At 67.3% G+C, this 24739-nt stretch carries 23 protein-coding genes; 11 read left to right on the plus strand and 12 right to left on the minus strand.

Annotated elements, in window-relative coordinates; translation table 11 throughout:
* Positions 1-15 precede the first annotated feature (15 nt).
* From AT700_RS04310 to AT700_RS04320, 3 genes are all read left to right on the plus strand, one after another.
* Positions 16-3072 carry a GLUG motif-containing protein gene (locus tag AT700_RS04310; protein WP_012613603.1) on the plus strand — a complete coding sequence of 1019 codons (3057 nt, stop codon included), beginning with the start codon at positions 16-18 and terminating at the stop codon, positions 3070-3072.
* 66 nt (positions 3073-3138) lie between these two features.
* Positions 3139-4284, plus strand: a complete 1146-nt coding sequence (locus AT700_RS04315; protein ID WP_019396861.1) for a fimbrial protein — start codon at positions 3139-3141, stop codon at positions 4282-4284.
* Positions 4285-4928: 644 nt separating this feature from the next.
* Positions 4929-5573: a response regulator transcription factor gene (locus AT700_RS04320; RefSeq protein ID WP_003118222.1), complete on the plus strand. Its 645-nt coding sequence runs from the start codon at positions 4929-4931 to the stop codon at positions 5571-5573.
* A 14-nt stretch (positions 5574-5587) separates the two neighbouring features.
* Here AT700_RS04320 and AT700_RS04325 read toward each other — a convergent pair whose 3' ends face one another.
* From AT700_RS04325 to AT700_RS04340, 4 genes are all read right to left on the minus strand, one after another.
* Entirely contained in the window at positions 5588-6277 is a 690-nt protein-coding gene (locus AT700_RS04325; RefSeq protein ID WP_003142989.1) for an SDR family oxidoreductase, read from the minus strand.
* A gap of 88 nt (positions 6278-6365) precedes the next feature.
* Positions 6366-9341 carry a non-ribosomal peptide synthetase gene (locus AT700_RS04330; protein ID WP_034019932.1) on the minus strand — a complete coding sequence of 992 codons (2976 nt, stop codon included), beginning with the start codon at positions 9339-9341 and terminating at the stop codon, positions 6366-6368.
* Between the two features lie 209 nt (positions 9342-9550).
* Positions 9551-9757: a helix-turn-helix transcriptional regulator gene (locus AT700_RS04335; protein WP_003093358.1), complete on the minus strand. Its 207-nt coding sequence runs from the start codon at positions 9755-9757 to the stop codon at positions 9551-9553.
* On the minus strand, positions 9754-10128 hold the full coding sequence (locus tag AT700_RS04340; protein ID WP_003118224.1) for a hypothetical protein: 375 nt from the start codon (positions 10126-10128) through the stop codon (positions 9754-9756). The genes AT700_RS04335 and AT700_RS04340 overlap by 4 nt, the downstream gene beginning before the upstream one ends.
* A 106-nt stretch (positions 10129-10234) precedes the next feature.
* Here AT700_RS04340 and AT700_RS04345 point away from each other — a divergent pair, with 106 nt between their 5' ends.
* Entirely contained in the window at positions 10235-11071 is an 837-nt protein-coding gene (locus AT700_RS04345; RefSeq protein WP_003159317.1) for a class I SAM-dependent methyltransferase, read from the plus strand.
* On the opposite strand, the gene AT700_RS04350 is transcribed toward AT700_RS04345, so the two are convergent.
* Positions 11068-11736 (minus strand): helix-turn-helix transcriptional regulator, encoded by a 669-nt coding sequence (locus AT700_RS04350; RefSeq protein WP_003105255.1) that lies wholly within the window; start codon positions 11734-11736, stop codon positions 11068-11070. The genes AT700_RS04345 and AT700_RS04350 overlap by 4 nt on opposite strands.
* A gap of 228 nt (positions 11737-11964) precedes the next feature.
* Between AT700_RS04350 and AT700_RS04355 the strand changes: the two genes are divergently transcribed.
* The 6 genes from AT700_RS04355 (at position 11965) to AT700_RS04380 (ending at position 18870) form a co-directional block, all read left to right on the plus strand.
* Positions 11965-13452, plus strand: coding sequence for an aldehyde dehydrogenase family protein (locus AT700_RS04355; RefSeq protein ID WP_009877050.1), 1488 nt, complete (start codon positions 11965-11967; stop codon positions 13450-13452).
* A 188-nt stretch (positions 13453-13640) separates the two neighbouring features.
* A complete protein-coding gene (locus AT700_RS04360) occupies positions 13641-15131 on the plus strand; it encodes an APC family permease (protein ID WP_048520786.1) in 1491 nt (496 codons plus the stop codon).
* The gene (locus AT700_RS04365; RefSeq protein ID WP_048520787.1) at positions 15106-15684 is read left to right on the plus strand and encodes a DUF3156 family protein; all 579 of its coding nucleotides are present in this window, start codon (positions 15106-15108) and stop codon (positions 15682-15684) included. Before AT700_RS04360 ends, AT700_RS04365 begins: the two co-directional genes overlap by 26 nt.
* Before the next feature lie 160 nt (positions 15685-15844).
* A complete protein-coding gene (feaR, locus tag AT700_RS04370; RefSeq protein ID WP_003105262.1) occupies positions 15845-16795 on the plus strand; it encodes a transcriptional regulator FeaR in 951 nt (316 codons plus the stop codon).
* Positions 16796-17063: 268 nt separating this feature from the next.
* On the plus strand, positions 17064-17948 hold the full coding sequence (locus tag AT700_RS04375; RefSeq protein WP_078801552.1) for a dTDP-4-dehydrorhamnose reductase: 885 nt from the start codon (positions 17064-17066) through the stop codon (positions 17946-17948).
* A complete protein-coding gene (locus AT700_RS04380) occupies positions 17941-18870 on the plus strand; it encodes an NAD-dependent epimerase/dehydratase family protein (RefSeq protein WP_029610676.1) in 930 nt (309 codons plus the stop codon). Before AT700_RS04375 ends, AT700_RS04380 begins: the two co-directional genes overlap by 8 nt.
* Here AT700_RS04380 and AT700_RS04385 read toward each other — a convergent pair whose 3' ends face one another.
* The 6 genes from AT700_RS04385 to AT700_RS04410 form a co-directional block, all read right to left on the minus strand.
* A complete protein-coding gene (locus tag AT700_RS04385) occupies positions 18871-19227 on the minus strand; it encodes a SirB2 family protein (protein ID WP_003159320.1) in 357 nt (118 codons plus the stop codon). It lies immediately after the preceding gene.
* An 82-nt stretch (positions 19228-19309) separates the two neighbouring features.
* Positions 19310-20008 carry an outer membrane protein OprG gene (oprG, locus tag AT700_RS04390; RefSeq protein WP_003093337.1) on the minus strand — a complete coding sequence of 233 codons (699 nt, stop codon included), beginning with the start codon at positions 20006-20008 and terminating at the stop codon, positions 19310-19312.
* A gap of 147 nt (positions 20009-20155) precedes the next feature.
* Positions 20156-20674 carry a DUF3299 domain-containing protein gene (locus AT700_RS04395; protein ID WP_003105266.1) on the minus strand — a complete coding sequence of 173 codons (519 nt, stop codon included), beginning with the start codon at positions 20672-20674 and terminating at the stop codon, positions 20156-20158.
* A 17-nt stretch (positions 20675-20691) separates the two neighbouring features.
* Complete coding sequence (locus AT700_RS04400) at positions 20692-21957, minus strand: ABC transporter permease (protein WP_003118230.1); 1266 nt, start codon at positions 21955-21957, stop codon at positions 20692-20694.
* Positions 21958-21959: 2 nt separating this feature from the next.
* On the minus strand, positions 21960-22664 hold the full coding sequence (locus AT700_RS04405) for an ABC transporter ATP-binding protein (RefSeq protein ID WP_003093325.1): 705 nt from the start codon (positions 22662-22664) through the stop codon (positions 21960-21962).
* A gap of 88 nt (positions 22665-22752) precedes the next feature.
* Positions 22753-23331, minus strand: a complete 579-nt coding sequence (locus AT700_RS04410) for a DUF2796 domain-containing protein (RefSeq protein ID WP_003118231.1) — start codon at positions 23329-23331, stop codon at positions 22753-22755.
* A 132-nt stretch (positions 23332-23463) separates the two neighbouring features.
* Here AT700_RS04410 and AT700_RS04415 point away from each other — a divergent pair, with 132 nt between their 5' ends.
* Complete coding sequence (locus AT700_RS04415; protein WP_009877044.1) at positions 23464-23820, plus strand: hypothetical protein; 357 nt, start codon at positions 23464-23466, stop codon at positions 23818-23820.
* A gap of 24 nt (positions 23821-23844) precedes the next feature.
* On the opposite strand, the gene trxA is transcribed toward AT700_RS04415, so the two are convergent.
* Positions 23845-24714 carry a thioredoxin gene (gene trxA / locus AT700_RS04420; RefSeq protein ID WP_003105274.1) on the minus strand — a complete coding sequence of 290 codons (870 nt, stop codon included), beginning with the start codon at positions 24712-24714 and terminating at the stop codon, positions 23845-23847.
* Positions 24715-24739 lie beyond the last annotated feature (25 nt).

The following is a 24739-nucleotide window of genomic DNA, read 5'->3' on the forward strand; positions in this document are numbered from 1 at the left end:
GGAGGAAGGAAGCACATGAACAAATGCTATGCACTGGTCTGGAACGTATCCCAGGGCTGCTGGAACGTCGTCAGCGAAGGCAGTCGCAGGCGCGGCAAGCCCGCCGGCGCCAAGGCGGCGATCGCCTCCGCCCTGGCCCTGCTGGGCGCCACGGCCCTGGCTCCGGCCTATGCGCTGCCAAGCGGGGGAACGGTGGTCGGCGGGAGCGCGAACGGGGAGATACACCTGTCGGGCGGCAACAGCCTGTCGGTCAACCAGAAGGTCGACAAGCTCATCGCCAACTGGGATTCCTTCAGCGTTGCCGCCGGCGAGCGGGTGATCTTCAACCAGCCGAGCAGTAGCTCGATCGCCCTGAATCGGGTGATCGGCACCAAGGCCAGCGATATCCAGGGTCGGATCGATGCCAACGGCCAGGTCTTCCTGGTCAACCCCAACGGCGTGCTCTTCGGTCGCGGTGCCCAGGTCAATGTCGGCGGCCTGGTGGCTTCCACGCTGGACATCACGGATGCCGAGTTCAACGGCAACTCCTCCAGATACCGTTTCACGGGTCCCTCTACCAACGGTGTCCTCAACCACGGGGGCGCCATCACCGCGGCAGAAGGCGGCAGCATCGCCCTGCTGGGCGCGCAGGTCGACAACCGCGGGACGGTCCTGGCGCAGATGGGCGGTGTCGGGCTCGGCGCGGGCAGCGACCTGACGCTGAATTTCGACGGCAACAAGCTGCTCGACATCCGCGTCGACGCCGGGGTCGCCAATGCGCTGGCAAGCAACGGCGGCCTGCTCAAGGCCGACGGTGGGCGAGTCCTGATGGCGGCCAGGACCGCCAATGCGCTGCTCAACACGGTGGTGAACTCCCAGGGTGCCATCGAGGCCCGTTCGCTGCGCGGCAAGAACGGGCGGATCGTGCTCGATGGCGGCCCGGACGGCAAGGTCATGGTGGGAGGCGCCTTGTCCGCCAATGCGCTGAACGGACCGGGGCACGGCGGCACGGTCGAGGTCCGGGGGCAGGCGGTGGAGGTGGCCCTGGGCACCCAGGTGAACACGCTCGCCAGCAATGGCCTCAACGGCACCTGGAAGATTGCCGCCGACAAGATCGACGTGCGCCCATCGGCGGTGTCGGATGGCGTCACCGTTCATGCCGACACCCTGTCGCGGAACCTGGCGAGCACCAATATCGAACTGGTTTCGACCAAGGGCGACCTGGACCTCGACGGCTCGGTGAGCTGGGCATCGGGCAACCGGCTGGGGCTGGGCTCCGCGGCCGACCTGACGCTGAATGGCAGGCTGAATGCCAGTGGCGCCAAGGCTGGGCTGGAGCTGAAGGCCGAAGGCGCTATCGATATCAATGACAAGATCGTTCTCGGCGGGGCTGGCAGCGCGCTGGCCATGGATGCCGGCGAAGGCCACCGGGTGAACGGCACGGCGTCGGTCTCCCTGGCCGGGGCCAACGCGACCTACGTCTCCGGCGGCTATTACTACACGGTGGTGCAGAACCTGGCGCAGTTGCAGGCGATCAACAAGAACCTGGACGGCCTGTACGTGCTCGGCGGCAATATCCTGGGCGGCAGCTATTACTGCACGGCACTGCAGTCCATCGGCGGGCCCGCCGGCGTCTTCAGCGGCACCCTGGACGGTCTCGGCAACAGCATCGGCAATCTCTCGATCAGCAACACCGGGCCGAATGTCGGGCTGTTCGCCCGCTCCTCGGGCACCCTGAGCAACCTGAAACTGAACAACCTGCGGGTATCCGATAACACCTACGGCTCCGGTCCGTCTTCGCTCGGCGCCCTGGTCGGGATCAACAGCGGGCGTATCGCCAACGTCAGCGCCAGCGGGGTCTCGGTCGTCGGCAGCCGACTGCGCTCCAACGCACTGGGCGGCCTGGTCGGGCGCAATATCAACGGGCAGATCACGAACGCATCCGTCAGCGGCGGCGTCACCGCTTATGCGGCGAGCACGGCGGTCGGCGGTCTGGTGGGGGAGAACTTCACCACCGCCTGGGGGCCGGAGGCGGTCATCGAGAACGCCCACAGCAACGTCCATGTGGCTGCACAGTCCACCGAGCGCAACAGCCTGGGCGGCGTCGGCGGCCTGGTCGGACTGAATGCGAAGGCCACGATCAGGGCGTCCGGCAGCCAGGGGAAGGTCGAGACCTACCGGCCCGGCCTGAACGTCGGCGGCCTGGTCGGCTACAACATGTTCGGCCACGTCTCCGATAGTAGCGCCAGCGGCCAGGTGGAGGCCGGCGGCGCGGGGTATACCGGCGGGCTGGTCGGCCTGAGTTCCGGCGGCGAGATATTCCGCTCGCAGGCGAGCGGGTCGGTGTACAGCAAGGGCGGCCTGGCGACCGGAGGGTTGATCGGCAAGGCAGAAGGCAACGGCATGCTCGGAAACCTGAAAGCCAGCGGCAGCGTCATGGACCAGGGGGGCGCGGATCTGGGCGGGCTGGTCGGCAACAACAGCCAGGGTGCCATCGAGACCGCCGAGGCGACGGGCAAGGTCAGCGGCGGCAGCAACAGTCGCGTCGGCGGGCTGATTGGACACAACCTCGGCGGTTCCGTCGCCCATGCGATCTCGCGCGGCGACGTGAGCGGCGGCTTCAACAGCCTGGTGGGCGGGCTCGTCGGCCACAACGGCGGCGAACTGTTCAACGTGGATGCCAGCGGCAGGGTCAGCGCCGCTGCGAGTGCGTCGGTTGGCGGCCTGGTCGGCAGCAACGCCGGTTCGATCCTGTCGGCGCGCAGCAGCAGTACCGTCAGCGGCGGCGGGCGCAGCCGCATCGGCGGCCTGGTCGGCGAGAACCAGATCCAGGGACGCATCGTTTCGTCCATGTCGGAAGGCACCGTCAGTGGCGACTACTACGTCTCCATGGGCGGGCTGGCCGGCGTCAACCTGGGATCGATCAAGTACTCCGGCGTTAGCGGCAAGATCGACTTCAAGCCTCAGTCCCATTACGGCCAGATCTACGGTGCGCAGGTCGGCGAGAACCGTGGGGTCCTGGGCGGCAACTACGTGATCGGCGAGGCGGCGCTCCTGCCGCCTGCCGGTATCGACTACGGCAACATCTGGTAAGGCCGGCAGGGGCCGCTTTCGCCTGGAGTGCGGCCCTCTTCCGCAGGCGCAATCTTGGAGAGTTCCATGAGCATGAGGTTATTTCCTGGCCGCGTTTCCCTGCGCCGCCGGCCTGGCGCGCAGGCTCGGCAGGCGCTCGTTCTCGGTCTCTGCTGCCTGACCGGCGGCCAGGCCTGGGCCCTGAACGACATCGCCCTGAACTGCTCGTTCGGCAATGGCCAGGGCATGCCCTGGCGTGTGGTGAACGAGCTGACCAGCGGCACGGCGAAAGGCACGGTGCTGTTCGCCAGGCCGGTGAGCCTGTTCCTGAGCTACAAGCCCCAGGCTTCCCAGGAGGCGCATGAGCTGGTCCTCGGGGGGAACTGGTCCGGGGTGGGCTATCCGGGGCCCTACGGCACGGTGGCGTCCGACGTCAAAGGCATCGGCTATCGGATCTCGGTGGATGCCCAGGACGGCGTCAAGCGGGTGATTCCGGTCGACAACCAGCCCCATACGCTGGACAAGCGAGTCACGAGCTTTTCCGGAAGCACGACCAGCGACTACCTACAGGAACTGGTCCTGACGGTCGACCCCGGCGAGTTGCCTGCCGGCGACCTGAAGGTAACCAGCGTATCCGGCAGCGCCACCCTGAATCTCTGGGCGGTGGACAGGCTGAAGGGCGAAGCGTCCATCGGCAGCGTCCTGGCGGTGCCTGCGGACAACTACCCCACCGGGGTTTGCCGAAAGCCCTATTCGCTGATCGGCCCGGCCTCCATCGCTATCGGCGGCGGTCCCCCGCCGCCGCCGATCCCGAAGAAATGCAAGGTCGAGGTGGGACGGGAAATCAACGTCAAACTGGGTAGCGTCGCGTTGAAGAATTTCCCGCGGGTCAACGACACCTCCACGGAGCGCTCCTTCGATATCTCTCTCAGCGAGTGTGCGGCGCTGGCCAAGCCGGAAATCGCTTTCCGCGACAAGTATGTCTCGGCGCAGCAAGCGGACCCGACGATCCTCAGCTTGAAGAGCGGCGGCGCGGCGGGGTTCGGCATCGTCGTGAAGAACGGCCTGGACCAGCAGCGGATACGTTTCGACGGCACGCCCTACCCGATGCGGCGTGTCGGCGACAGCGCCGACCTCCCGCTGAGTGCCGCCTACATCCGTATCGGCGCGGAGGGCGAATTGAAGGCCGGGGTCGCCGACGGCGCCGCCGAGTTCACGTTTACCTTCCCCTGAGCGGCGCCGCCGTTCTTTCCCCGGCGTTTCCCGCCCCGCCTCGGGAAGCGCCGTCGGCCGCTTTCGCGCCAGCCCTCGCGAAGGCTCGGCCCCTCACCTCCAGTGGTTGCAGATCGCCGAAGGCGCTCTGCATATCGCTCCGCTGCTCGTCCTGGGTCTCGTGCGCACATGCCATTCCCGCACGCGGAATACCGATATTGCGTATGGGCGAAGGCTTTCTGAGGGATATGCAAGTTTCCTGGGTAGGATTTCGCGCAAATAAACGAACGCTATTTTCCAGTCGATAGTTTCAGCTTGTCGCGGAACTCTTTTTTCAAACTTTTTTCTGCTCTGGCTTGTCCGTTTCGTATTTCATCGTTTTTCATAAATGTCTACGTAGACGTTTTTCGGGGGCTGTTTCAAGTGTCTTTGTTGTTAGTTTACGAGGCGAAAAAATAGTAGTTTTACTATATTAAATATCGTCGGTTTCACTAGAAAATACACATGTTCACTTTGAACCGGGGCAGTGGCGTCGGCGGATTCCGGACCGCGCTTTCCTCCTTGCCGGCCGAGCGGCGGCCGCCTGCCTGCGGCAGGCATGACCGAGACCACAGGTTTCCTGGTAACGCTTTCGCCTGCCGTGTACCGCTTAAGGAGACGCAAGGATGTCCCTACATCGCATTCGCGTAATGGTTGCGGATGATCATCCCGCCATTTCGCTGGGTATTTCCTACGAACTGAGTCAGTGCGGTTCTCTGGAGATGCTCGGTCAAGTTTCCAATTCTACCGAGTTGATCGGTCGGCTCAACGAAGGCGACTGCGATGTCGTTATCGTCGACTATACGATGCCGGGCGGGAAATATGGCGATGGACTGGCATTGTTGTCATTGCTGCGGCGACGTTATCCGCATCTGCAATTGGTTGTCTTTACCATGCTGAACAATCCGGGCCTTATCCGGGCCATTCTCAAGCAGGGTATCAATTGCATCCTCAGCAAGTCCGACTCGACCAGTCACCTGCTGGCGGCGGTGAGCGCGGCCTATTCGCGAAACCAGTATTTCTCGCCGTCGATCAGGGACATCTTCGTCAACCAGGTGCTTTCCTCGCACAACGAACGGCTGACGCCCCGGGAGGCGGAAATCGTCCGTCTGTTCGGCTCCGGACTGACCATCACCGAGATCGCCGAGCGCTCGCATCGCAGCGTGCAGACCATCAGTACGCAGAAGGTCAGTGCCATGAAGAAGCTCGGCATCAAGCGCGATGCCGACCTAATCAGGTATGCGGCGGAGGGCTATTGCCGGATGCCCTGACGGATCGGCCCGCTTCACCAGGGCAGCGGCTGGTTCCGATAATCGACGAAGCGACAGGCATTCACGCCCGCGGCATCCTCCACCGTCGCGACCAGTCCGGCGGCGCTTTCCTCGACGCTCAGCGGCGCGCTGTCGCCGCCCATTTCGGTACGCACCCAGCCGGGATGCAGGAGCAACAGGCTGAACGGCAACTCCTCGAACTCGCCCTCCCAACTGCGTACCAGGCTGTTCAGCGCCGCCTTGCTGGCGCCGTAGAGCGGCATCGTGGCCGACAGGCCCAGCGCCAGGCTGGCCATCTGCGAACTCATGAACGCCACCACGCCACCCCGGCTAACCCGTCCGGACAGTGCCCTGGCCAGGCGCAGCGGCGCGATGGCGTTGGTCAGGAATAGCTGGGCGGTCTGCTCGGCGTCGATTTCCGCCACATCCTGTTGCTGCGGGCCGTAGATGCCGGCGTTGACGATCAGGCGATCGATCCGCCGCTCGCCCAGCATCTCGCCGATGCGTTCGGCGCAATCGTGTTGGTTGAGGTCGCCGGTCACCGCTTGCAAGCGCTCCCCGGCCCGCTCCGCCAGTGCCTGCAGCCCGGGAGAGCCTTGCGGTCGCCGGGCGACGGCGAATACCTGTGCGCCACGTTGCAGGAAGGCATCCGCCAGTCCCAGGCCGATGCCGCGCGAGGCGCCGACGATCAGAACGTTGTGCATGAGGTTCTCCGGGCGATAAAGCGGACAGGATACCCAAGCGCGTCCCGCTGCGTAACCGCCGCGGCGACCGGCCGCGGCGGCCTCGACCTTACCGCATGGCGCTGCCGCCCAGGCCGGCGAGGTACAGGTCGAGCAGGCGGTCGTCGAACTCCGGCTCGCGCACGGCGCTCCCGCGCAGGTGTTCCTCGACGTTGGTGCAGTCCCAGAGATAGGTGTCCTGGTACAACTCGACGGTGCTGCGGCCGGCGTACATGTTGTCGCGGAACATGCTCAGCAGGGGATAGAGCGGGGCGTCGCGATTGTCTTCCCAGAGACTTACCCAGTCGTCGAACGGCATCTGCCGAAGGGGACGCCCGGCGCGTCGCCCGAGACGGCCGAAGAACTCGTCCAGGGTCAGGCAGCGCGGAATGCTCGGCACCAGGTTGAATTTCTTGCCCAGCGCCGAAGGCTGGCGGGCGATGACGCTGATCGCCTCTACCATGTAGTCCACCGTGGTCAGGCCCTCGCGCAGCTCGCGCAGGAGCGGCACGGCCCGGTACTCCAGGCAGGTCCGCGCCAGCCGGCTCCACCACTGGTAGTCGGCGTAGGCGCCGGTACGGCTGTGGCAGGTGGCGTAGCCGAGGCGGAAGGTCATCAGCGGCAGGCCGCGTTCGGCGGCGAGGTCGGCGATCTTTTCCATCACCCATTTGCTGCGCACGTAGCCCATGTCGGTGACCACCGCCGGCAGGTTCTGGTCGATGTCGTCGTCCTCGCGCATCAGGCGCTTGCCGGTATGCAGGTGGCCCCAGCTGTACACCGAGATGCTCGACAGCAGCATCAGCGGCTTGCAGCGGCCGCTGGCGCAGAAGCGCAGGACCTGGCCGAGCCCCTCGACGTTGTCGCGCTTCATGTAGCTGTATGGCTGGATGAAGTTCACCGCGCTGGCGGAATGGAAGACCTGGTCGACGCTGCCGGCCAGCTCGCGATAGGTTTCCGCCGGTAGTCCGAAACCTGGTTCGGCGAGGTCGGCGGCGTAGGCCCTGACCCGTCGCCAGTCCGTCTCGGCGAGTTCGATGCGGTGCTGCCGGGCGGCCTGGCGCAGGCGTTCGAGGGCATGGGCGTCGTTTTGCGCACGGACCGGACAATGCAGGTCGGCCTCGCGGCTGGCCAGCAGCTCGGCGAGCAGGTGGGCGCCCATCAGCCCGCTGGCGCCGGTGAGCAGGATGTGCCGTGGCGCCAGCAATTGGGCGGTGTCCATGGGGCGGCTGAAATCCACGTCGGCGGGCAGGCGCACGTCCCGTTGCAGCTCCTGGGCCGGTTCGCTGTCCAGCGCCGGCGGCGCTTCGCCGGCGCGCCGCGCCAGGCTGGCCGCCAGTTGGCGCACGCTCGGGGTGCGGTAGATGTCGTGGATGTAGGCACGGTTGCCGAAGCGTCGGCTCAATTCGCGCACCAGGGCGGCGGCCAGCAGGGAATGGCCGCCGACCTCGAAGAAGCTGTCGTCCAGGCCGAAGTCGGTATGCCCCAGCACTTCCTGCCAGGACAGGGCCACTTGCAGTTCGCCGGGGGTGCCGAAGCGTTGCTCGTCGAGTCGTTCCTGGCATTGTTCGTCCAGGTGTCGACGCAGGGCCTGGCGGTCGATCTTGCCGTTGACCGTGGTCGGCAGGCTGTCCAGCGACAGGTAGCGGCTGGGCAGCATGTAGTCGGGCAGTTCCTGGCGCAGTGCGGTCTTGATGGCGGCGAGCACGGCCCTGGCATCGCCGTCCTGCTGGCGGGGGACCACGAAGGCGCTCAATTGCTGGCTACCGGAGCGTGGGTCGGCATGCGCCAGCACCACCGCGCCGTGGATAGCCGGCTGGCGCAACAGCGCGGCCTCGACGTCGCCGAGTTCGACGCGGTGGCCGCGGATCTTCACCTGGTCGTCCAGCCGACCGAGGAACTGCAGGCTGCCATCGGCCAGGCAGCGGGCCTTGTCGCCGGTGCGGTAGAGCCGACGCCGCAGTGCCTGCGAGTAGTGGAAGCGCCTGGCGGTCATGTCCGGGTCGCGCAGGTATTCGCGCGCCAGGCAGACGCCCGCCAGGTTCAGCTCACCGGGTCGGTCGCCATGGCAAGGCCGGTCGTCGGCGTCGAGGATGAATGCCTCGCAGCCGTCGATGGGCGTGCCGATCGAGGCGGGTCGCCGATGTGCTTCGGCGTCGACGATGCGGCAGGTGGCGAAGACCGTGGCCTCGGTCGGGCCGTAGTAATCCACCACGGTATAGGGCAGCCCGCCGGTTGCGACCGGCGGCAGTTTTTCCCCGGCGCAGAACAGGTAGCGCAGCGCCAGCGACGGCGGGGCGGGCTGCTCCGCCAGCGCGGGCACCATCACGGTAGGCGCGAAGGCGTGGCTGATCCGCTGCTCGGCGAAGAATGCCAGCAGCGCCGCCGGGTCTGGGCGCACCTCGTCGGGCACCAGGTGGAGGCAGGCGCCTGCGCACAGGGTGGACCAGATTTCCCATTGGGAAACGTCGAAGCCGACGCCGGCCATCAGGGTGGTGCGGCTCCGTTGATCCATATTGAAGCGCCGGTTGTGCCAGCTCACGAGGTTGGCCAGGGAGCGACTCTCGATCACCACGCCCTTGGGTTCGCCGGTGGTGCCCGAGGTGAAGATCACATACAGCGCTTCGCTGCCGTCGAGCGCCGGTCTCGGCGCGGCACCCGCCGCACTCGTCGCGAGCGCCTGTGCGATGACCTCCACCGGTTGCCCCGGCAGGTCCTCGGCCTGGGTGGCGAGGGCCAAGGGGGCCTGGCACTGGCGGAGGATTTCCCGCTTGCGCCTGTCGGGTTGTCGACGGTCCACCGGTACGTAGGCCGCTGCGCACTTGGCGGCCGCCAGGATGGCGATGACCAGTTCGGCCGAGCGTTCGGCCAGCAGGGGCAGCAGCTCGCCCTGGGCGACGCCGCGCCTGGCCAGGTGGGCGGCCAGCCGGTCGCTGAGCCGGTCGAGTTCGCGGTAGCTGAACGAGCGCTCGCGATCGACGAGGGCGGGGCGTTCGGGATGGGTATCTGCGTGTTGCCTGAATAAGCCAAGAACAGAATCTTTCGACATGGCTGAGACTCCTGTCTTGCCGGTGGAAAAGACGTTATCCGTGGTTTTTCAGCGTATCGAGCGGGGACCAGGGGGAAGGCTGGCGATAGGCCTGGTCCAAGGCTAGCCCCGAGGGGAAATGCGGCAACTGCCATTTGGTACAGGGTAAGGGGGGCTTGCCGCCGGGGTCGCCAGGGGCGCCCCGGACGTTTTCGGAAGCGGGACCGGACTCAGTCCAACTGGCCTTCCCGGTCGTCGAAGATCGCTTCTATGGCCAGTCCGAACACCCGGGCGAGCTTGAACGCCAAGGGCAGGCTTGGATCGTAGCGGCCGGTTTCGATGGCGTTCACCGTCTGCCGCGATACCTCCAGCTTTCCGGCCAGCTCCGCCTGTGACCAACCGCGCTCCGCGCGCAACTCGCGAACGCGGTTCCTCATGCGTAGCGCCTCAGTCCCAGGACGCAGCCGATGACCCAGAACGCGCCCATCAGGGGCCAGACGAAGAACATCGAGAGTTTCGGAAAGCCGGTGGTTTCGAGGAAACCGTAGGTGAAGGTGAGCAGGGCGGTGCCGACGAAGGCCAGGGCGAGGGCTTCGAGATGGATGCGCCGGGCCATTTCGTCGAGGCGCCGCAGGTAACGGATCACCACCAGCGCCAGGGCGACCATCGGTGGCACCGGCAGCAGGGCGAGGAAGACCCGGCCGGCGCCCGGTTCCGTGCCTGCCAGCAACTGGCCGCTGATCAGAACGGCAGCGGCATAGCCGACCAGCGCGAGAAGCAGTTCGAGGAAGAAACGTTTGTGGGTCATGGTTGAACCGTCCATGTAAAGGGGGCTTTACATTGGCCGGGATGCTCTTCTTTGTCAAGCAAGCTTTACATTCTCTATGGGCTTGCCTTGGCGAGGAGACTCGGGGATGGTAGCGGGCGGTCTCTGGGAGAACGGCGAAATGGCGACGGGCGACGAATTCGACGCGCTGCTGGTGGAAGCCGGCCGCACACCGATGCGCGGCTGGGAATACGACTATGGCGGACGCATCCGCCTGGAACCGCCGCCATGGGATTTCCCGGGGCGCATGCTGGAGCGCTGCCGGGCCGCCGCCAGCCTGCTGGACATGGGCACCGGCGGCGGCGAATGGTTGAGCCGGCTGCCGTATCGTCCGCCGCTCACCGTGGCTACCGAGGGCTGGGCGCCCAACCTGGAGATTGCCCGGGGTCGCCTGGAGCCCCTGGGCATCCGCGTGGTCGAGGTGGAGGGCGCGCCGGACAACCATCGCCAGGGCCGGGAGGGCGATGGCGGCGGGGCGTTGCCGTTCGCCGATGGCACCTTCGACCTGGTCGGCAACCGCCACGAGTCCTATCTGCCATCGGAGGTCCGGCGGGTGCTGGCGCCCGGCGGCTGTTTCCTCACCCAGCAGGTGGCCGGCGACTTCAACCGCGAGTTCTATGCGTTGCTCGGCGAACCGGCGCCGCCGCCGGAGGCACCGCACTGGAATCTGGGTTTCGCCCGCGCCCAGCTGGAGGCCGCGGAGTTGCCGCCGGTGGCAGGCGGCGAAGGTTGGGAGGTGTTGCACTTCGCCGATGTCGGCGCCCTGGCCTGGTACCTGTTGAACCTGCCCTGGGTATTTCCCGGTTTTTCCTTCAGGCGCCACCGCAAGGGCCTGCGCGGCCTGCACGAGAGCGGCGAGCCGCTGGCGGTGCGGCAGTTCCTCTTCTGGCTGGAGGCGCGCAACCCCCAGGCCGCGCGCGGCTAGAGGAAGAGTCGCTTCACCAGCTCGGTGCGGCTGCGCGCACCGGTCTTGCGGAACAGGTTGAGCAGGTGGGTCTTCACCGTCGGCAGGCCGAGTCCGAGGCACTGCGCCAGGCATTTGTTGCTGACGCCGTCACGCAGCAGCAGGGCGATCTCCCGTTCCCTCGGCGTCAGGCCTTGCAGGCGCTCGGCGCTGGCCGCTGGCGTGGCGCATGCCTGCGCCGCCAGCTCCATCAGGCCATGCAGGGCGCGCAACTGTCGCAGCTCCTGGTCGGAGAAGGCCCCTAGGCGGGCGTCGCGCAGTAACGACAGGGCCGCCACCGGACGCTGCTGCGCATGCGCCAGTACCTCGACCACGTCGCAGATCCCGTGGCGTCGCAGGAAGCCCTGGTACAGCGCGCTGTCCTTCGCGGGCTGGCGGGCGATGCCCTGGCGCAGCGGCACTACCGGCGAAGCGCTGGCCAGGCAGTGGCGCGGCTGCAGCGGATCGTAGTCGCGGTAGTGGCGCAGGTAGTCGCGGTGCATGCCGGCCGGCATCCGCAGGAGCTGGAAGTCGTGTGCGCGACAGTCCTCGTCGATGCGATAGAACACGCACAGGCTGGCCGGCACCACCTGGGTGAAGGCCTGCATGCAGCGCAGGCCGAGGTCGGGCGACAGGGTCGAAGACATGGCGCGGGGCTCCCGTGGGACGAGGCGGCGGGACGTCCACTGTCCCGCCTGCCGGGCAGAATGTCCATGCCCCGGCGTGCCGTCTTGTCTTTCTCTGCCTGGCTTGGCAGGCAGCGGCAAGAAACCCGGCAGGCTGGAGCAAGCGAGCGGGGGAGCGGCGGGTCCAGAGTATTCCCGGGTAGTAGGCGCATGCACGACGCAGCGCCGTCGCCAAGCCGAGGAGCACACATGAGTATTGCCATCGACCCGTCCGTCAGCGCCTTCTTGCGCAGTCCCCATGGCCTGCTGATCGACGGTGAGTCCGGGCCGGCGCGTTCCGGCGCCGACATGCCGCTGTACGACCCGGCGACCGGCGCCGAGCTGGCTCGCGTGGCCCGCGCCGGCGCCGAAGACGTCGATCGGGCGGTCGCTGCCGCGCGGCGCGCGTTCGAAGGCAACTGGGCAGGCCAGCGCCCGGCCGATCGCGAGCGCCTGCTGCTGCGACTGGCGGAACGGGTCGAGGCGCATGGCGAGCAACTGGCGCAGTTGGAAACCCTGAACAACGGCAAGTCGATCAACCTGTCGCGGGCCCTGGAGGTCGGCGCCTCGGTGGAGTTCATCCGCTACATGGCCGGCTGGGCGACCAAGATCGAGGGTCGCAGCCTCGACCTGTCGATCGCCGCGGTCCCAGGCGCGCGCTACCGGGCCTACACGGTGCCGGAGCCGGTGGGCGTGGTCGGAGCCATCGTGCCGTGGAATTTCCCCTTGCTGATGGCGATCTGGAAGATCGTCCCGGCCCTGGCCTGCGGCTGCACCGTGGTCCTCAAGCCGGCCGACGAAACCCCGCTGACCGCCCTGCGCCTCGGCCAGTTGTGCCTGGAGGCGGGGATTCCGCCAGGAGTGGTGAACATCGTCACCGGCACGGGCGCCGAGGCCGGCGCGGCACTGGCGGCGCACCCGGGCATCGACAAGCTGGCGTTCACCGGCTCGACCCCGGTGGGCAAGCTGATCGGGCATGCGGCGGTGGAGAACATGACGCGTTTTTCCCTCGAACTCGGCGGCAAATCCCCGGTGATCATCCTCGATGACACCAGCCTGGACATGGCTGCCGCCGGTTCCGCCGGCGCGATCTTCTTCAACCAGGGGCAGGTCTGCACCGCTGGCTCGCGCCTCTATGTGCAGCGCAAGCGTTTCGACCAGGTGCTGGAGCGCCTGGTGGCCATCGCCGGCGACCTGAGCATCGGCCCCGGCCTGGATCCGACCACGCAGATCAACCCGCTGGTCTCGGCCAGGCAGCAGGAGCGGGTGCTGGGGATGATCGAAAGCGGGGTGGCCGAGGGCGCCAGCGTGGTCTGCGGTGGGGCGCGCCAGGGCGAGACGGGGTTCTACGTGCAGCCGACGATCCTTGCCGACGTCACCCCGGGGATGCAGGTGGTGCGCGAGGAAATCTTCGGGCCGGTGCTGGTGGCGACGCCCTTCGACGATCTCGACGAAGCGGTGCGCCTGGCCAACGACAGCATCTACGGGCTCGGTGCGAGCATCTGGTCCAACGACCTGCGCCAGGTCATGGACCTGGTACCCAGGATCAAGGCCGGCACGGTATGGGTGAACGCCCACAACCTGCTCGACCCGTCGATGCCGTTCGGCGGCTTCAAGCAGTCCGGCATCGGACGCGAGATGGGCCATGCGGCGATCGAGGCGTACACCGAGAACAAGTCGGTGTGCATCGCCTACTGATATCGATGAATCGGGGGAGCCGATTCGTTCGGCTCTTTCGCTGCCCTCCGCGGCAGCCTTTTGTTCGACACGCCTCGCCTGCCGGCGGAGCGTACGGGACGCCGGTGCGTCCCGCAGGGCGCCTGGCGCGCCCTGGCAGGGCCTGACGCAAGAACAACAACAGCAACGCTGCCGTCGAGGATACGTCGATGTCCAATTCCAGACTCACCCAGCACCTGCTCCGCGGGCGGGTTGGTTTCCCCACCGCCCTGGCCAGTTCGGTCGGGTTGATCATGGCCAGCCCGGTGATCCTCACCGCCACCACCGGCTTCGGCCTGGGCGGCGGAACCTTCGCCGTGGCGATGCTGGTGGCGCTGCTGCTGATGCTGGCGCAATCCACCACCTTCGCCGAGGCCGCTTGCCTGCTGCCGACCCGTGGCTCGGTCTACGACTACCTGTCGTGCGGCCTCGGGCGCTTCTTCGCGATCACCGGCACGCTGTCGGCCTACCTGATCGTCCATGTGTTCGCCGGCACCGCCGAGACCATGCTCAGCGGCACCATGGCGCTGGTCAACTTCGAGTCGCTGAATACCCTCACCGAGCCGGGCGGCAGCGCCTGGCTGGTGGGCGTCGGCATGGTGCTCTGCTTCGGCCTGCTGAATGCGCTGGGGATCACCGCCTTCGGTCGCGCCGAAGTGATCCTCACCTTCGGCATGTGGAGCACCCTGATGATCTTCGCCGTGGCCGGCCTGTTGCGCCTGCCCGCGGTGGAGTTGCAGGGCTGGTTCGGGGCCTCGATGGTCGGCGACGACCTGCCGACCCTGCTGTCGCTGGTGGGCATGGCGATGTTCATGTTCGTCGGTTGCGAATTCGTCACGCCGCTGGCGCCGGAGGTGCGCCACGCTTCGCGGACCCTGCCGCGGGCGATGGCCCTGGGGTTGATCGGGGTGGCCTGCTGCATGTTCCTCTATGGCGCGGCGATGCGCCGGCAGGTGGAAAACCTCGACCTCGGCGGCGGCCTGCACCTGCTGGAGACGCCGATGGCGATCCCGCGATTCGCCGAGCAGGTGATGGGACCGTTCGGACGCATCTGGCTGGGCGTGGGCCTGCTGTTCGCCGGGGCCGCCACCATCAACACCCTGATGGCCGGCCTGCCGCGGATTCTCTACGGGATGGCGCTGGATGGCGCCTTGCCGAAGGCCTTCACCTACCTGCACCCGCGCTTCAAGACACCGTTGCTGTGCATCGCCGTGGCAGCGGCGATTCCCTGCCTGCACGCCTGGTGGCTGGGCGGCGACAGCGAAGGGATCATCCACCTGGTCCTGGCTGCGGTCTGCGCCTGGGGCACCGCCTACCTGCTGGTGACCCTCTCCGTGGTGCTGCTGCGCATCCGTCGCCCGGACCTGCCGCGCGCCTACCGCTCGCCGCTGTTCCCGTTGCCGCAGCTATTCTCCAGCGCCGGAATCCTGCTGGGGATGTTCTACATCACGCCGCCGGGGATGAACCCCGTCGACATCTACCTGCCGTTCGCCCTGATGCTCGGCCTGGCGGCCGCCTACGCCCTGTTCTGGACCCTGTGCGTAAAGCGGGTGAATCCGTTCCGTCCGCTGGCGGTGGAAGAGGTGCTGGAGAAGGAATTCGCCGAAGAGGACCAGCAGCAGCGGGAGAGGGCGCATGTCCGCCTGGGCGCGCTGGTATGAGCGTAACTGGCGCGACTGGCGGCCAGCCGCCTATCGCCCCGGAGCCACCCTGGCCCTGGTGCGGCGCAACCTGGCTGCGTGCGACGGCGAGGCGCAGGACGGCAGGCTGTTGCTGCGTACGAAAAAGCTGAGCCTCGAGGTTCGCGAGCGGGTCCAGGCGCACCTGTTCATGCATATCGTCAGCACCGAGTTCAGCCTGTTCGTGGCGGCGCCCGGGGGGCCGCCGGCCAGCCTGGAGCTGCGTCACGCCGGTTGTTTGCGGCGTCGCGGCATCCTTTGCAAGGTACGCAGCGGGAGCGGGCTCGAGCCGTTGCGGGAGGCCTTGCAGGGGGGCGACCGGGTCTTGCTGGAGCAGCTCATGCCGCTGGACTTCCGGAGTTTGCGCCTCTGCCGCGACGACAGGGGCTGGACCGTGAGCCTGGAACACCTGGGGGCGTGCGAGGTGGTCAACCGCTTCCCCGCCTATCGCCGCTACATCCCTCTGGTCGCCGAGCAGCGCCTGGCCCTGCTGGGCGCCTTCGTCCAATTGCAGCGCCTGCTTTCTCCCGCCTGAACGGCCCTTGCCGGCTCTCCCGGATGCGTATCCGCCGGTCCATTTGCGCTAGCTTGTGGGTATATCGATAACATGTTAATCATATCGGCAGCGCTGCGTGGCTCGGTAATTGCCGCGCCATACAACAATAACGATGGCCGTTGCCGTCAGGAGGTGCCCGGTGCATACCCTGTCTTCCGCACACAACAGCTTCGAAGCCTGGAACCAGGCGTTGCGCCAGGTCTGCGGGCGCTTCGAGTCGCAGCCCGCGCTGAACCGGACGCTGTTCATCGGCGATATCTCGCGGCAGGACCTCGGCGGTCTGGAGTTGGCGCAGATCCGCACCAACGCAGGGCGCATCGCCCGCCAGGCCACCCATGCCGATCATGACGACGACCGCCACTGCTTCCTGGTCGTCCAGCGCAGCGGCCATGCGCAACTGCGCCAGGGTGGGGACAGCATAGAGCTGGCGCCAGGGGAAATGGCGCTGATGGACTCCGCGGGCGGCTGCGAGATCATTCCCCACGGACTCATCGAACACACCTCGTTCCATCTCTCCCGCGAAGAGGTATGCCGGCACCTGCCACCCAGCCAGCGGGCCTTCGGCAAACTCTCGCCGAACTGCGCCAGCGGTCGCCTGCTGAGCCTGCTGGTGCAGCAGGTGTGCGCCGGAGAACTGCAGCCGTGGGCGGTGGCGGACGAGGGCGGGGCGTTGCAGGAGGCGCTGATCGCCCTGCTCGGGCCGGCGCTACAGCACGCCGGCGAGGAATTGGAGGGACCGCTGGCCGGGCTCTATGGCTACAGTCTGCGCCGGCACGCGGAGCGTCTGATCGAGCAATCCCTGCAGGAGCCGCGCCTGAGTCCGGACATGCTCGCCGGCCGCCTGCGCATCTCGGTGCGCCAGTTGTACCGGTTGTTCGAGGAGCAGGGCGACAGCGTCTGCCGCTACATTCTCCGCCAGCGCCTCAGCCGCAGCGCCGCCGACCTCGGCAACCCACGGCTGCGCGGCGAATCGATCACCTCCATCGCCTTCAAGTGGGGTTTCAGCGACTCGGCGCATTTCAGCCGGGCGTTCAAGAAGCAGTTCGAGGTTTCGCCCAAGGACTATCGGGCCGGCGCGCTACCGGCCTGACGCCGCCGCGCGCTGCCATTCGTCCCGCCGATCCGCGCCGCAGGCGGAGCTGGCCCGGTGAATGCTTGACGCTTCACCGGAGGCACAGCAAGAATGCGGCGTGTCAGGTTGCATGAAAATAACGGCGGCGCTGTCCGGGGTACCTGCCGCGACAAGCAGCACCCGATGCCCGCACCTTTCATGTCGCCAGCGAGGCGCAGGATGTCATTGCCTTGGGGCGTGCGCCGCGTCGCTATTCACTATCAGATTTCGAGTGCCCCCCTACACCATGCGAATGCGCCTGATGCTTTTGGGCGGCGGTAATGCCCTTGGACAGGCGCTGATCCGCCTAGGGGCGGAGGAAGACATCGGTTTCCTCGCGCCCAGACCACCCGAGCAGGGCTGGGATGCCGCCAGCCTCACCACCCTGCTGGACGAAACGCGCCCCGACGCGGTGATCAACCTCGCCTTCTACCACGACTGGTTCCAGGCCGAGCAGGTCGAGGCGGAGCGCCTGGGCGCCCAGGAGCGCGCCGTCGAGCGCCTCGCGGAGCTCTGCCAGCACTACGAGATTCTGCTGGTCCAGCCGTCCAGCTACCGGGTCTTCGACGGCGCCCGCGCCACCGCCTACAGCGAGAAGGACGAGCCCCTTCCGCTGGGCCTGCGTGGCCAGGCGCTCTGGCGCATGGAGCAGAGCGTGCGCGCGGCCTGCCCGCGACATGTGCTGATCCGCTTCGGCTGGCTGCTGGACGAAAGCCCGAACGGCTTGCTGGGACGTTTCCTCAGCCGCGCCGAGCAACCGCAGCCGCTGTTCCTCGCCGACGACCGGCGCGGCAACCCGACGCCGGTGGACGACGCCGCGCGGGTGGTGCTCTCGGTGCTCAAGCAGCTCGACTGCCAGGCGCCGCTGTGGGGCACCTACCACTACGGCGGACTGGAAGCGACCACCACCCTGGCGCTGGGGCAGGTGATCCTCAACGAGGCGCGTACCTATCGCTCCAACCTGATCCAGGAGCCTTCGGCGGAGGCCCATGCCGCGCGTCCGGACGCGCTCGACGAGCCGCAGCACGCGGTGATGGTCTGCAAGAAGATCCTCCACACCTTCGGCATCAAGCCGCGCGCCTGGCGCGCAGGTTTGCCGGCTCTATTGGACAGGTACTACAGGCATGTTTGAACGCCCCATCCTGATCACTGGCGGCGCCGGTTTCATCGGCTCCCACCTGACCGACGCGCTGCTGGCGCGCGGCTACCGCGTGCGTGTGCTGGACAACCTGTCCACCGGCAAGCGCGACAACCTGCCCCTGGACGACGAACGGGTAGAGCTGCTCGAAGGCGACGCCGCCGACGCGGCGACCCTGGCGGCCGCCCTGAAGGGCTGCGCGGCGGTTGCCCACCTGGCCGCGGTCGCCTCGGTACAGGCCTCGGTGGACGACCCGGTCGCCACCCACCAGAGCAATTTCATCGCCACCCTGAACCTCTGCGAAGCGATGCGCGAGCAGGGCGTGAAGCGCGTGGTGTTCGCTTCCAGCGCAGCGGTCTACGGGCAGAACGGCGAAGGCACGGCGATCGACGAAGACACCCCGAAGTCGCCGCTGACGCCCTACGCGTCGGACAAGCTGGCCAGCGAGTACTACCTCGATTTCTATCGCCGCCAGCATGGGCTGGAGCCGGCGATCTTCCGCTTCTTCAACGTCTACGGGCCGCGCCAGGACCCGTCCTCGCCCTATTCCGGGGTGATCAGCATATTCACCGAGCGCGCCCTGAAGGGGACGCCGATCACCGTGTTCGGCGACGGCGAGCAGACCCGCGACTTCATCTACGTCGCCGACCTGGTCGATTTCCTGGTCCAGGCGCTGGAGGCGACGGCGGTGGAGCCCGGGGCGGTGAACGTCGGCCTGAATCGCAGCATCAGCCTGAAGCAGTTGCTGGCGGAGATCGGCCAGGTGCTCGGTGGCCTGCCGCCGGTGACCCACGCCGACGCGCGAGCCGGTGACATCAGGCATTCGCGGGCGAACAACGAGCGCCTGCTGCGGCGTTTCCGCTTCGACCAGCCGACGCCGATGGACGTGGGGCTGGCGCGCCTGCTCGGCCGCTGATCACCACCAGGGCTTGTTCAGCGCCAGGTAGAAGATCCCGCCCAGCAGGGCGAGGCTGAGGACGCTGAGCAGGCCCTTGCCGGGGCCCCGCGCCATCCGCAGGGCGAACGCCGCGCAGACGATGTAGCCCAGCAACAGCCCCAGCTTCGCCAGCAGCCAGAGCGGCAGCGGCCAGGGCATCGCCAAGTGCACCAGGCCGAGCGCGCTGAGCAGCAGCAGGGTGTCCACCAGGTGCGGTCCCCAGCGGCGGATGCCGCTGGCCTTGCGCCCCGACCAGTTCCAGGCCAGGCGCCAGACGAACAGGGCGGCGCTGCTGAGGGCGAAGGTGATGTGCAGGGTCTTCAGCCAGAGGTACATGGGCCCGTTTCCGCAGGATGAGAAAAGGCGCCCGAAGGCGCCTTTTTCCGTTGGGGGCGCAAGCCCCGCGACAGTCTACGACTCAGAACTTGTAGCCGAAACCGATCATGTAGACCCACGGATCGACGTCCACGTCGACCTTGGTCTTGTTCACGCCCAGGGCGCTCGGGCCGTTGATGCTGGCCTTGGTGTCGATGTCCATGTACCAGACGGCCATGTTGAACAGCGCGTGCTCGTTGAGCATGTAGTCGAAGCCCAGTTCGCCGGCCAGGCCCCAGGAGTCCTGCAGCTTCATGCTGCTGAAACCCTGCGCCTTGCGGTTGCTGGCGAGGTCTTCGTCGAAGAAGGTGGTGTAGTTCACGCCCAGGCCGCCGTAGGGCTGGAAGGCGCTGTTGGTACCGCCCATGGGGTAGTACTGGAGCAGCAGGGTCGGCGGCAGTTGCTTGATGTCGGCCAGCTTGCCGTCCAGGCCCGGGCCGAGGCCCTTGACGTCGACCTGGTGGTTGAACGGAGTGGCGGCGACCAGTTCCACGCCCCACTTGTCGGCGAACATGTAGGTGAAGGTCAGGCCGAGCTGGGTGTCGCTGTCGACAGTCGCCTTGGTACCGCGCTGCTTGGCGCCGTCCAGCTTGATGTCGGAACTGCTGTCGTCGGGATCGACGGTGGCGAAGCCGCCACGGATGATGAAGTCACCGGCCTTGTGTCCTTGAATATCCGCAGCGGCGAACGGGGAGGCGACGGTGAGGGCCAGCAGGGAAGCGGTAAGCCAGGACTTACGCATGATGAGCTCCATTCCTTGTATTAGAAAGTGTTGGTGCTGCTAATGGTCAGCCAGCTAACAGTTGCCTTCCTTGACACAGCTCAATCAATCCTAGGAGCAAATGTGACCGCCGCAACGTAAATGGCGCGGCGGATTGTCGCATGTCGTTCAGCCACCTTCGTATTCGTAGGGCGTCACCTTGCTCGCCTGCATGCGGTAGCCGGCCGCCGCAAGCTCGCTGCTGGCGTTCTCCACCTTGAAGGTGCCCTCGACCCAGAATGGCTGATACAACTCGTCCATCTGCACGCCCTTGGCGGTCTTCACGTAGACGATCTGGTTCGACGGCGGCGGCGGTACGTGGATGCAGGCGCCGTAGTAGGGGACCAGGAGGAACTCGGTGACCAGCCCGGCCTCGCTGATTTCCAGCGGCACGATGTAGCCCGGCAGCTTGGCCTCGATGCCGTCCAGTGCCTTCACCACCGGGGCGTTGGGGCTCTGCTGGCTGGCCGCCGGACCGGCTTCGCTGAGGGCGTTGGCGAGGTCGTGGATCGGCAGCGGCGCCGGGGCGGGCGGGGCGCCGGCCGGGATCAGTTGCGACCAAGTCAGTTCGCGCGGCGCGGCGCGCGCCACGGCACTGCCCAGGAGCAGGGCGAAAGCCAGCAGGAGGACGGTCAGGGAGCGCAGCATCGGGGAATATCTCCGGGTCATAGGCGGATCGACAGGCCATCGGCCAGGGACTGGCGGTAGGCGCGCCAGGCCGGCACGCAGCCGATCAGCACGGCGGCCGCCAGGATAGCCCCGAGCAGGCTCCACTCATAGTCGCTCGGCCAGGCCAGCGGCAGGTAGATGCCGTAGTTGGCCTGGACGTAGCCCTGGCTGGCGGCGATGCCGAGGTAGAGCAGGCCGAGGCCGAGGGCGACGCCGGCCAGCGCCAGGCTGAAGGCCTCGGCCAGCAGCAGGCCGAAGATGTGCCAGGGGCGCGCGCCCACCGAGCGCAGGATGGCCATCTCCCGGCGGCGCTCGTTGAGGCTGGTGAGGATCGCCGTGAGCATGCCGATCAGGCCGGTGAGGACGACGAACAGCGAGACCACGAACAGTGCCTTCTCGGCGGTGCCCATCAGGCCCCACAGTTCCTGCAGGGCGACACCGGGGAGGATCGCCATCAGCGGTTCGCCGGGATAGTCGTTGACCTCGCGTTGCAGGGCGAAGGTCGCCACCTTGCTCTTCAGGCCGACCAGGAACGCGGTGATCGCCTGTGGTTGCAGGTCCATGTGCCGCGCCTGCTCGGCACTGACGCGCCCGGCGCCCATCGCCGGCACCCCGTTGCGCCAGTCGACGTGCAGCGCCTCCATGCCGGCGAGGGATATGTGCAGGGTGCGGTCCACCGGGGTACCGGTGCGCTGGAGGATGCCGACCACGGTGAACGGCTTGTCGTCGTGCTTGACCAGGCTCACCGTGCTCACCCCATGGGCCAGCACGATCTTCTCGCCGAGCCTGTAGTGCAGGGCTTCGGCCACCTCGGCGCCGAGCACCACGTCGAACAGGTCCTGGCCGAAGGCGCGGCCCTCGGCCAGTTGCAGTTCCTGGCCGCGGCCGTAGCGGTAGTGCTCGAAATAGCCGGCATCGGTACCCATTACCCGGTAGCCGCGGTGCGAGTCGCCGAGGGAGATCGGGATCGCCCACTTCACCCGCGGGTTTTCGGCGAAGTGCCGGTAGCTGTCCCAGCGGATGTTGTTGGTCGCGTTGCCGATGCGGAATACCGAGTAGAGCAGCAGGTTCACCGAGCCGGAGCGCGCGCCGACGATCAGGTCGGTTCCGGAGATGGTACTGGCGAAGCTGGCCTTGGCCTCGGTGCGGACCCGCTCCACCGCCAGCAGCAGGCAGGCGGAGAGGGCGATGGCGAAGATCGTCAGCAGGGCGGTGAAGCGGCGGTTGGCCAGGCTGGCCAGTGCCAGTCGGAAGAGATACATGCTCAGAGTCCTGCCGGCCGGGCGGCGCGGTTGAGATCGGAAAGGGACAGGCTGCGGTCGAACAGCCCGGCCAGGCTCTGGTCGTGGCTGACGAACAGCAGGCTGGCGCCGGCCTCGCGGCATTCGGCGAAGAGCAACTGGAGAAACGCCTCGCGGCTGTCGGCGTCGAGCGCCGAGGTCGGCTCGTCGGCGATCACCAGCTCCGGCTGGCCGATCAGCGCGCGGGCGGCGGCGACCCGCTGCTGCTGGCCGATGGACAGGCTGTCGGCGCGGCGTTCGTGCAGTTCGCCGCCGAGGCCGAGCTGGCCGAGCAGATGGCTGGCGGCCTGCGCCGGGCTACCGTGGCGTTCGCGGGCGCGCTGACGGCGCAACGCGGAAAAGTGACAGGGCAGCTCGACGTTCTCGCGTACCGAGAGGAATGGCAGCAGGTTGAACTGCTGGAAGATGTAGCCGGTGTGGTCGACGCGGAAATGGTCGCGGCGCGCGGCGGACAGCTTTTCCAGGTCCTCGCCGAGCAGGCGGATGCTGCCGCGGCCGGGCTTCTGCACGCCGCCGAGGAGGCCGAGCAGGGTGGTCTTGCCGCTGCCGGAAGGCCCCTTGAGGAACAGGCTCTCGCCGCGTTCGAGATGGAAGCTGGGAATGTCCAGCAACTCCGCCTGGCCGGGCCAGGCGAAGCCGAGGTTGGTCAGGGTGATCAGTGCGCTCATGGGGGTAGGGGCGGAACGCTCCGCCGGAGCCTCGAGAATGGATGGAGGGGCGCCGCGCCGAATCCCTCGCGGCGCCTCCGGAACGATCCTACAGCTTCAGCTCGGCGCTGGCCGGAGCCAGGTCGGCGCCTTTCTGGCCGTCGGGACCGATCAGTTGTACCTGAATTTTCTGGGTGGCGGGGAAGCGCTTGAAGAACTCGGCGAGGGTCAGCAGCTTGAGCAGCTCGGGCTTCTCGCAACTGAGCTGGTAATGGGCGTGGATATCGGCATGACCGTGTTCGTGTTCGTGTTCGTGGCCTGCCTTCTCCTTGTGCGCGTGGGCCGGCGCCTTGTCGCCGAACAGCGGACTCCGCAGTTCCTGGCTGGCCACCGAGCAGCCGGCGGTGACCGGCAGGGCGAACAGCTCCAGCGGTTTTTCCAGCTGCGCGCGGGCCTTGGCCACGGCGGCCTTGTCCGCGTCGGTGCTGGCGGCGTGTTCGAAACCGACCAGGTTCATCGCCGGGCTGTCCAGCTCCAGTTCGAGGGTCTTGCCGTCCAGCGCCACGTTCAACTGGGCGACGCCGTGCTCGTGCTTGCCCAGGCTGCCATGGGCGTGGTCATGGTCGTGGTCGTCATGGGCCTGGGCGGCGAACGGCAGCAAGACGAGGGCTAACAGCAGTGGGCGCATGAACGGGACTCCGGCAAGGAAGGAAAAGAGCTTGTTACGTTATAACGAATTTTTCCGCCTGCCTAGCCTGGCCGATTTGGCCCCTACGCGCCGACGTGGGAGCATGGCGCGATTCGCTTGTGGAGAAACGAGATGGTGCGGATTCGCGGAAGCATCGGCGACTGGCCGGTGGACCTGACCCTGGAACTGGACGCCGAGGATTGGCGCCAGCTGGCGCAACACGTGCCCCCGCCGCCGCTGGGCGAGCCGCAGGCCGCGGCGGCCAGGGCGCCGGCGCCGGCAGCGCCGGTGGATCGCCTGTGGCAGACCGCCCAGGACCTGCTGCGCGGCAGCGGGCGGATCGAGGGGCCGCAGTTGCTGGCGGAGTTGGAGGGGTTCAGCGGCAATGCCGGCGCCGCCAAGCAACTGCTGGTGCGCCTGCGGCACGACGCCCGGGTCAAGGTCGAGGTGGTCGACGGCACCCAGGTGTTCGTCTGGCTGGAGGACTGAGCCCCGCGGACGGGGCTCGGCGACTCAGTAGAGCGCCTGGTACAGCTTGCGGCGGTAGGCGGTGACCAGCGGGTGGTCGTTGCCAAGCAGGTCGAAGACCTGCACCAGGGTCTTGCGCGGCAGGTCGTCCTGGTAGCCGCGGTTGCGCAGGAACAGCTTGAGCAGTCCGTCCAGGGCCGCCTCGTACTGCTGCCGGGCGAGCTGCTGGACGGCCAACTGGTAGGCTGCCTCGTCGTCGCCGGCATCGGCCGCCAGGCGGCTCTTCAGCTCTGCGCTGTCGGGCAGGTCGGCAGCCTGGCGCAGGAAGGTCAGCTGCGCGCGGGCGCCGGCCAGGGCCTGCTTGTGCTCGTCGCTCTTCACCGCGTCGAGGATGGCCTGCGCCTCTTCCAGTTCGCCGCGCTCGGCCAGGCAGCGGGCGTAGAGGATCAGCGCCGCGGCGTTCTCGTTGTTCTCCGCCAGCAGGGCTTTCAGGGTCGCTTCGGCGTCGCCGATGCGGCCTTCGGCGAACAGCGCCTGGGCCACTTCCAGCGGGTCTTCGTCGGGCAGCGCCGGTGCTTTCACATGGGGTTCGAGCAGGGCGCGGATCTGCGATTCGGGCTGGGCGCCGGCGAAACCGTCGACCGGCTGGCCATCCTTGAACAGGACCACGGTCGGCAGGCTGCGGATGCCGAAGCGCATCACGATGTCCTGCTCGACGTCGCAGTTGACCTTGGCCAGCAGCAATTCGCCCTGGTAGGACTCGGCGATCTGCGCCAGCAGTGGCATCAGCGCCTTGCACGGGGCGCACCAGTCGGCCCAGAAGTCCACCAGGACCGGCTTGTGGAACGAGTTCTCGATGACCAGCTGCTCGAAGTTGGCGCCGGTGACGTCGAAGATGTAGGGCGTATCGCTCATGTCGATTCTCGGAAACGCAAGGTGG

Origin of the sequence: Pseudomonas aeruginosa, assembly GCF_001457615.1 — a bacterium.
Classification (GTDB): Bacteria; Pseudomonadota; Gammaproteobacteria; order Pseudomonadales; family Pseudomonadaceae; genus Pseudomonas; species Pseudomonas aeruginosa.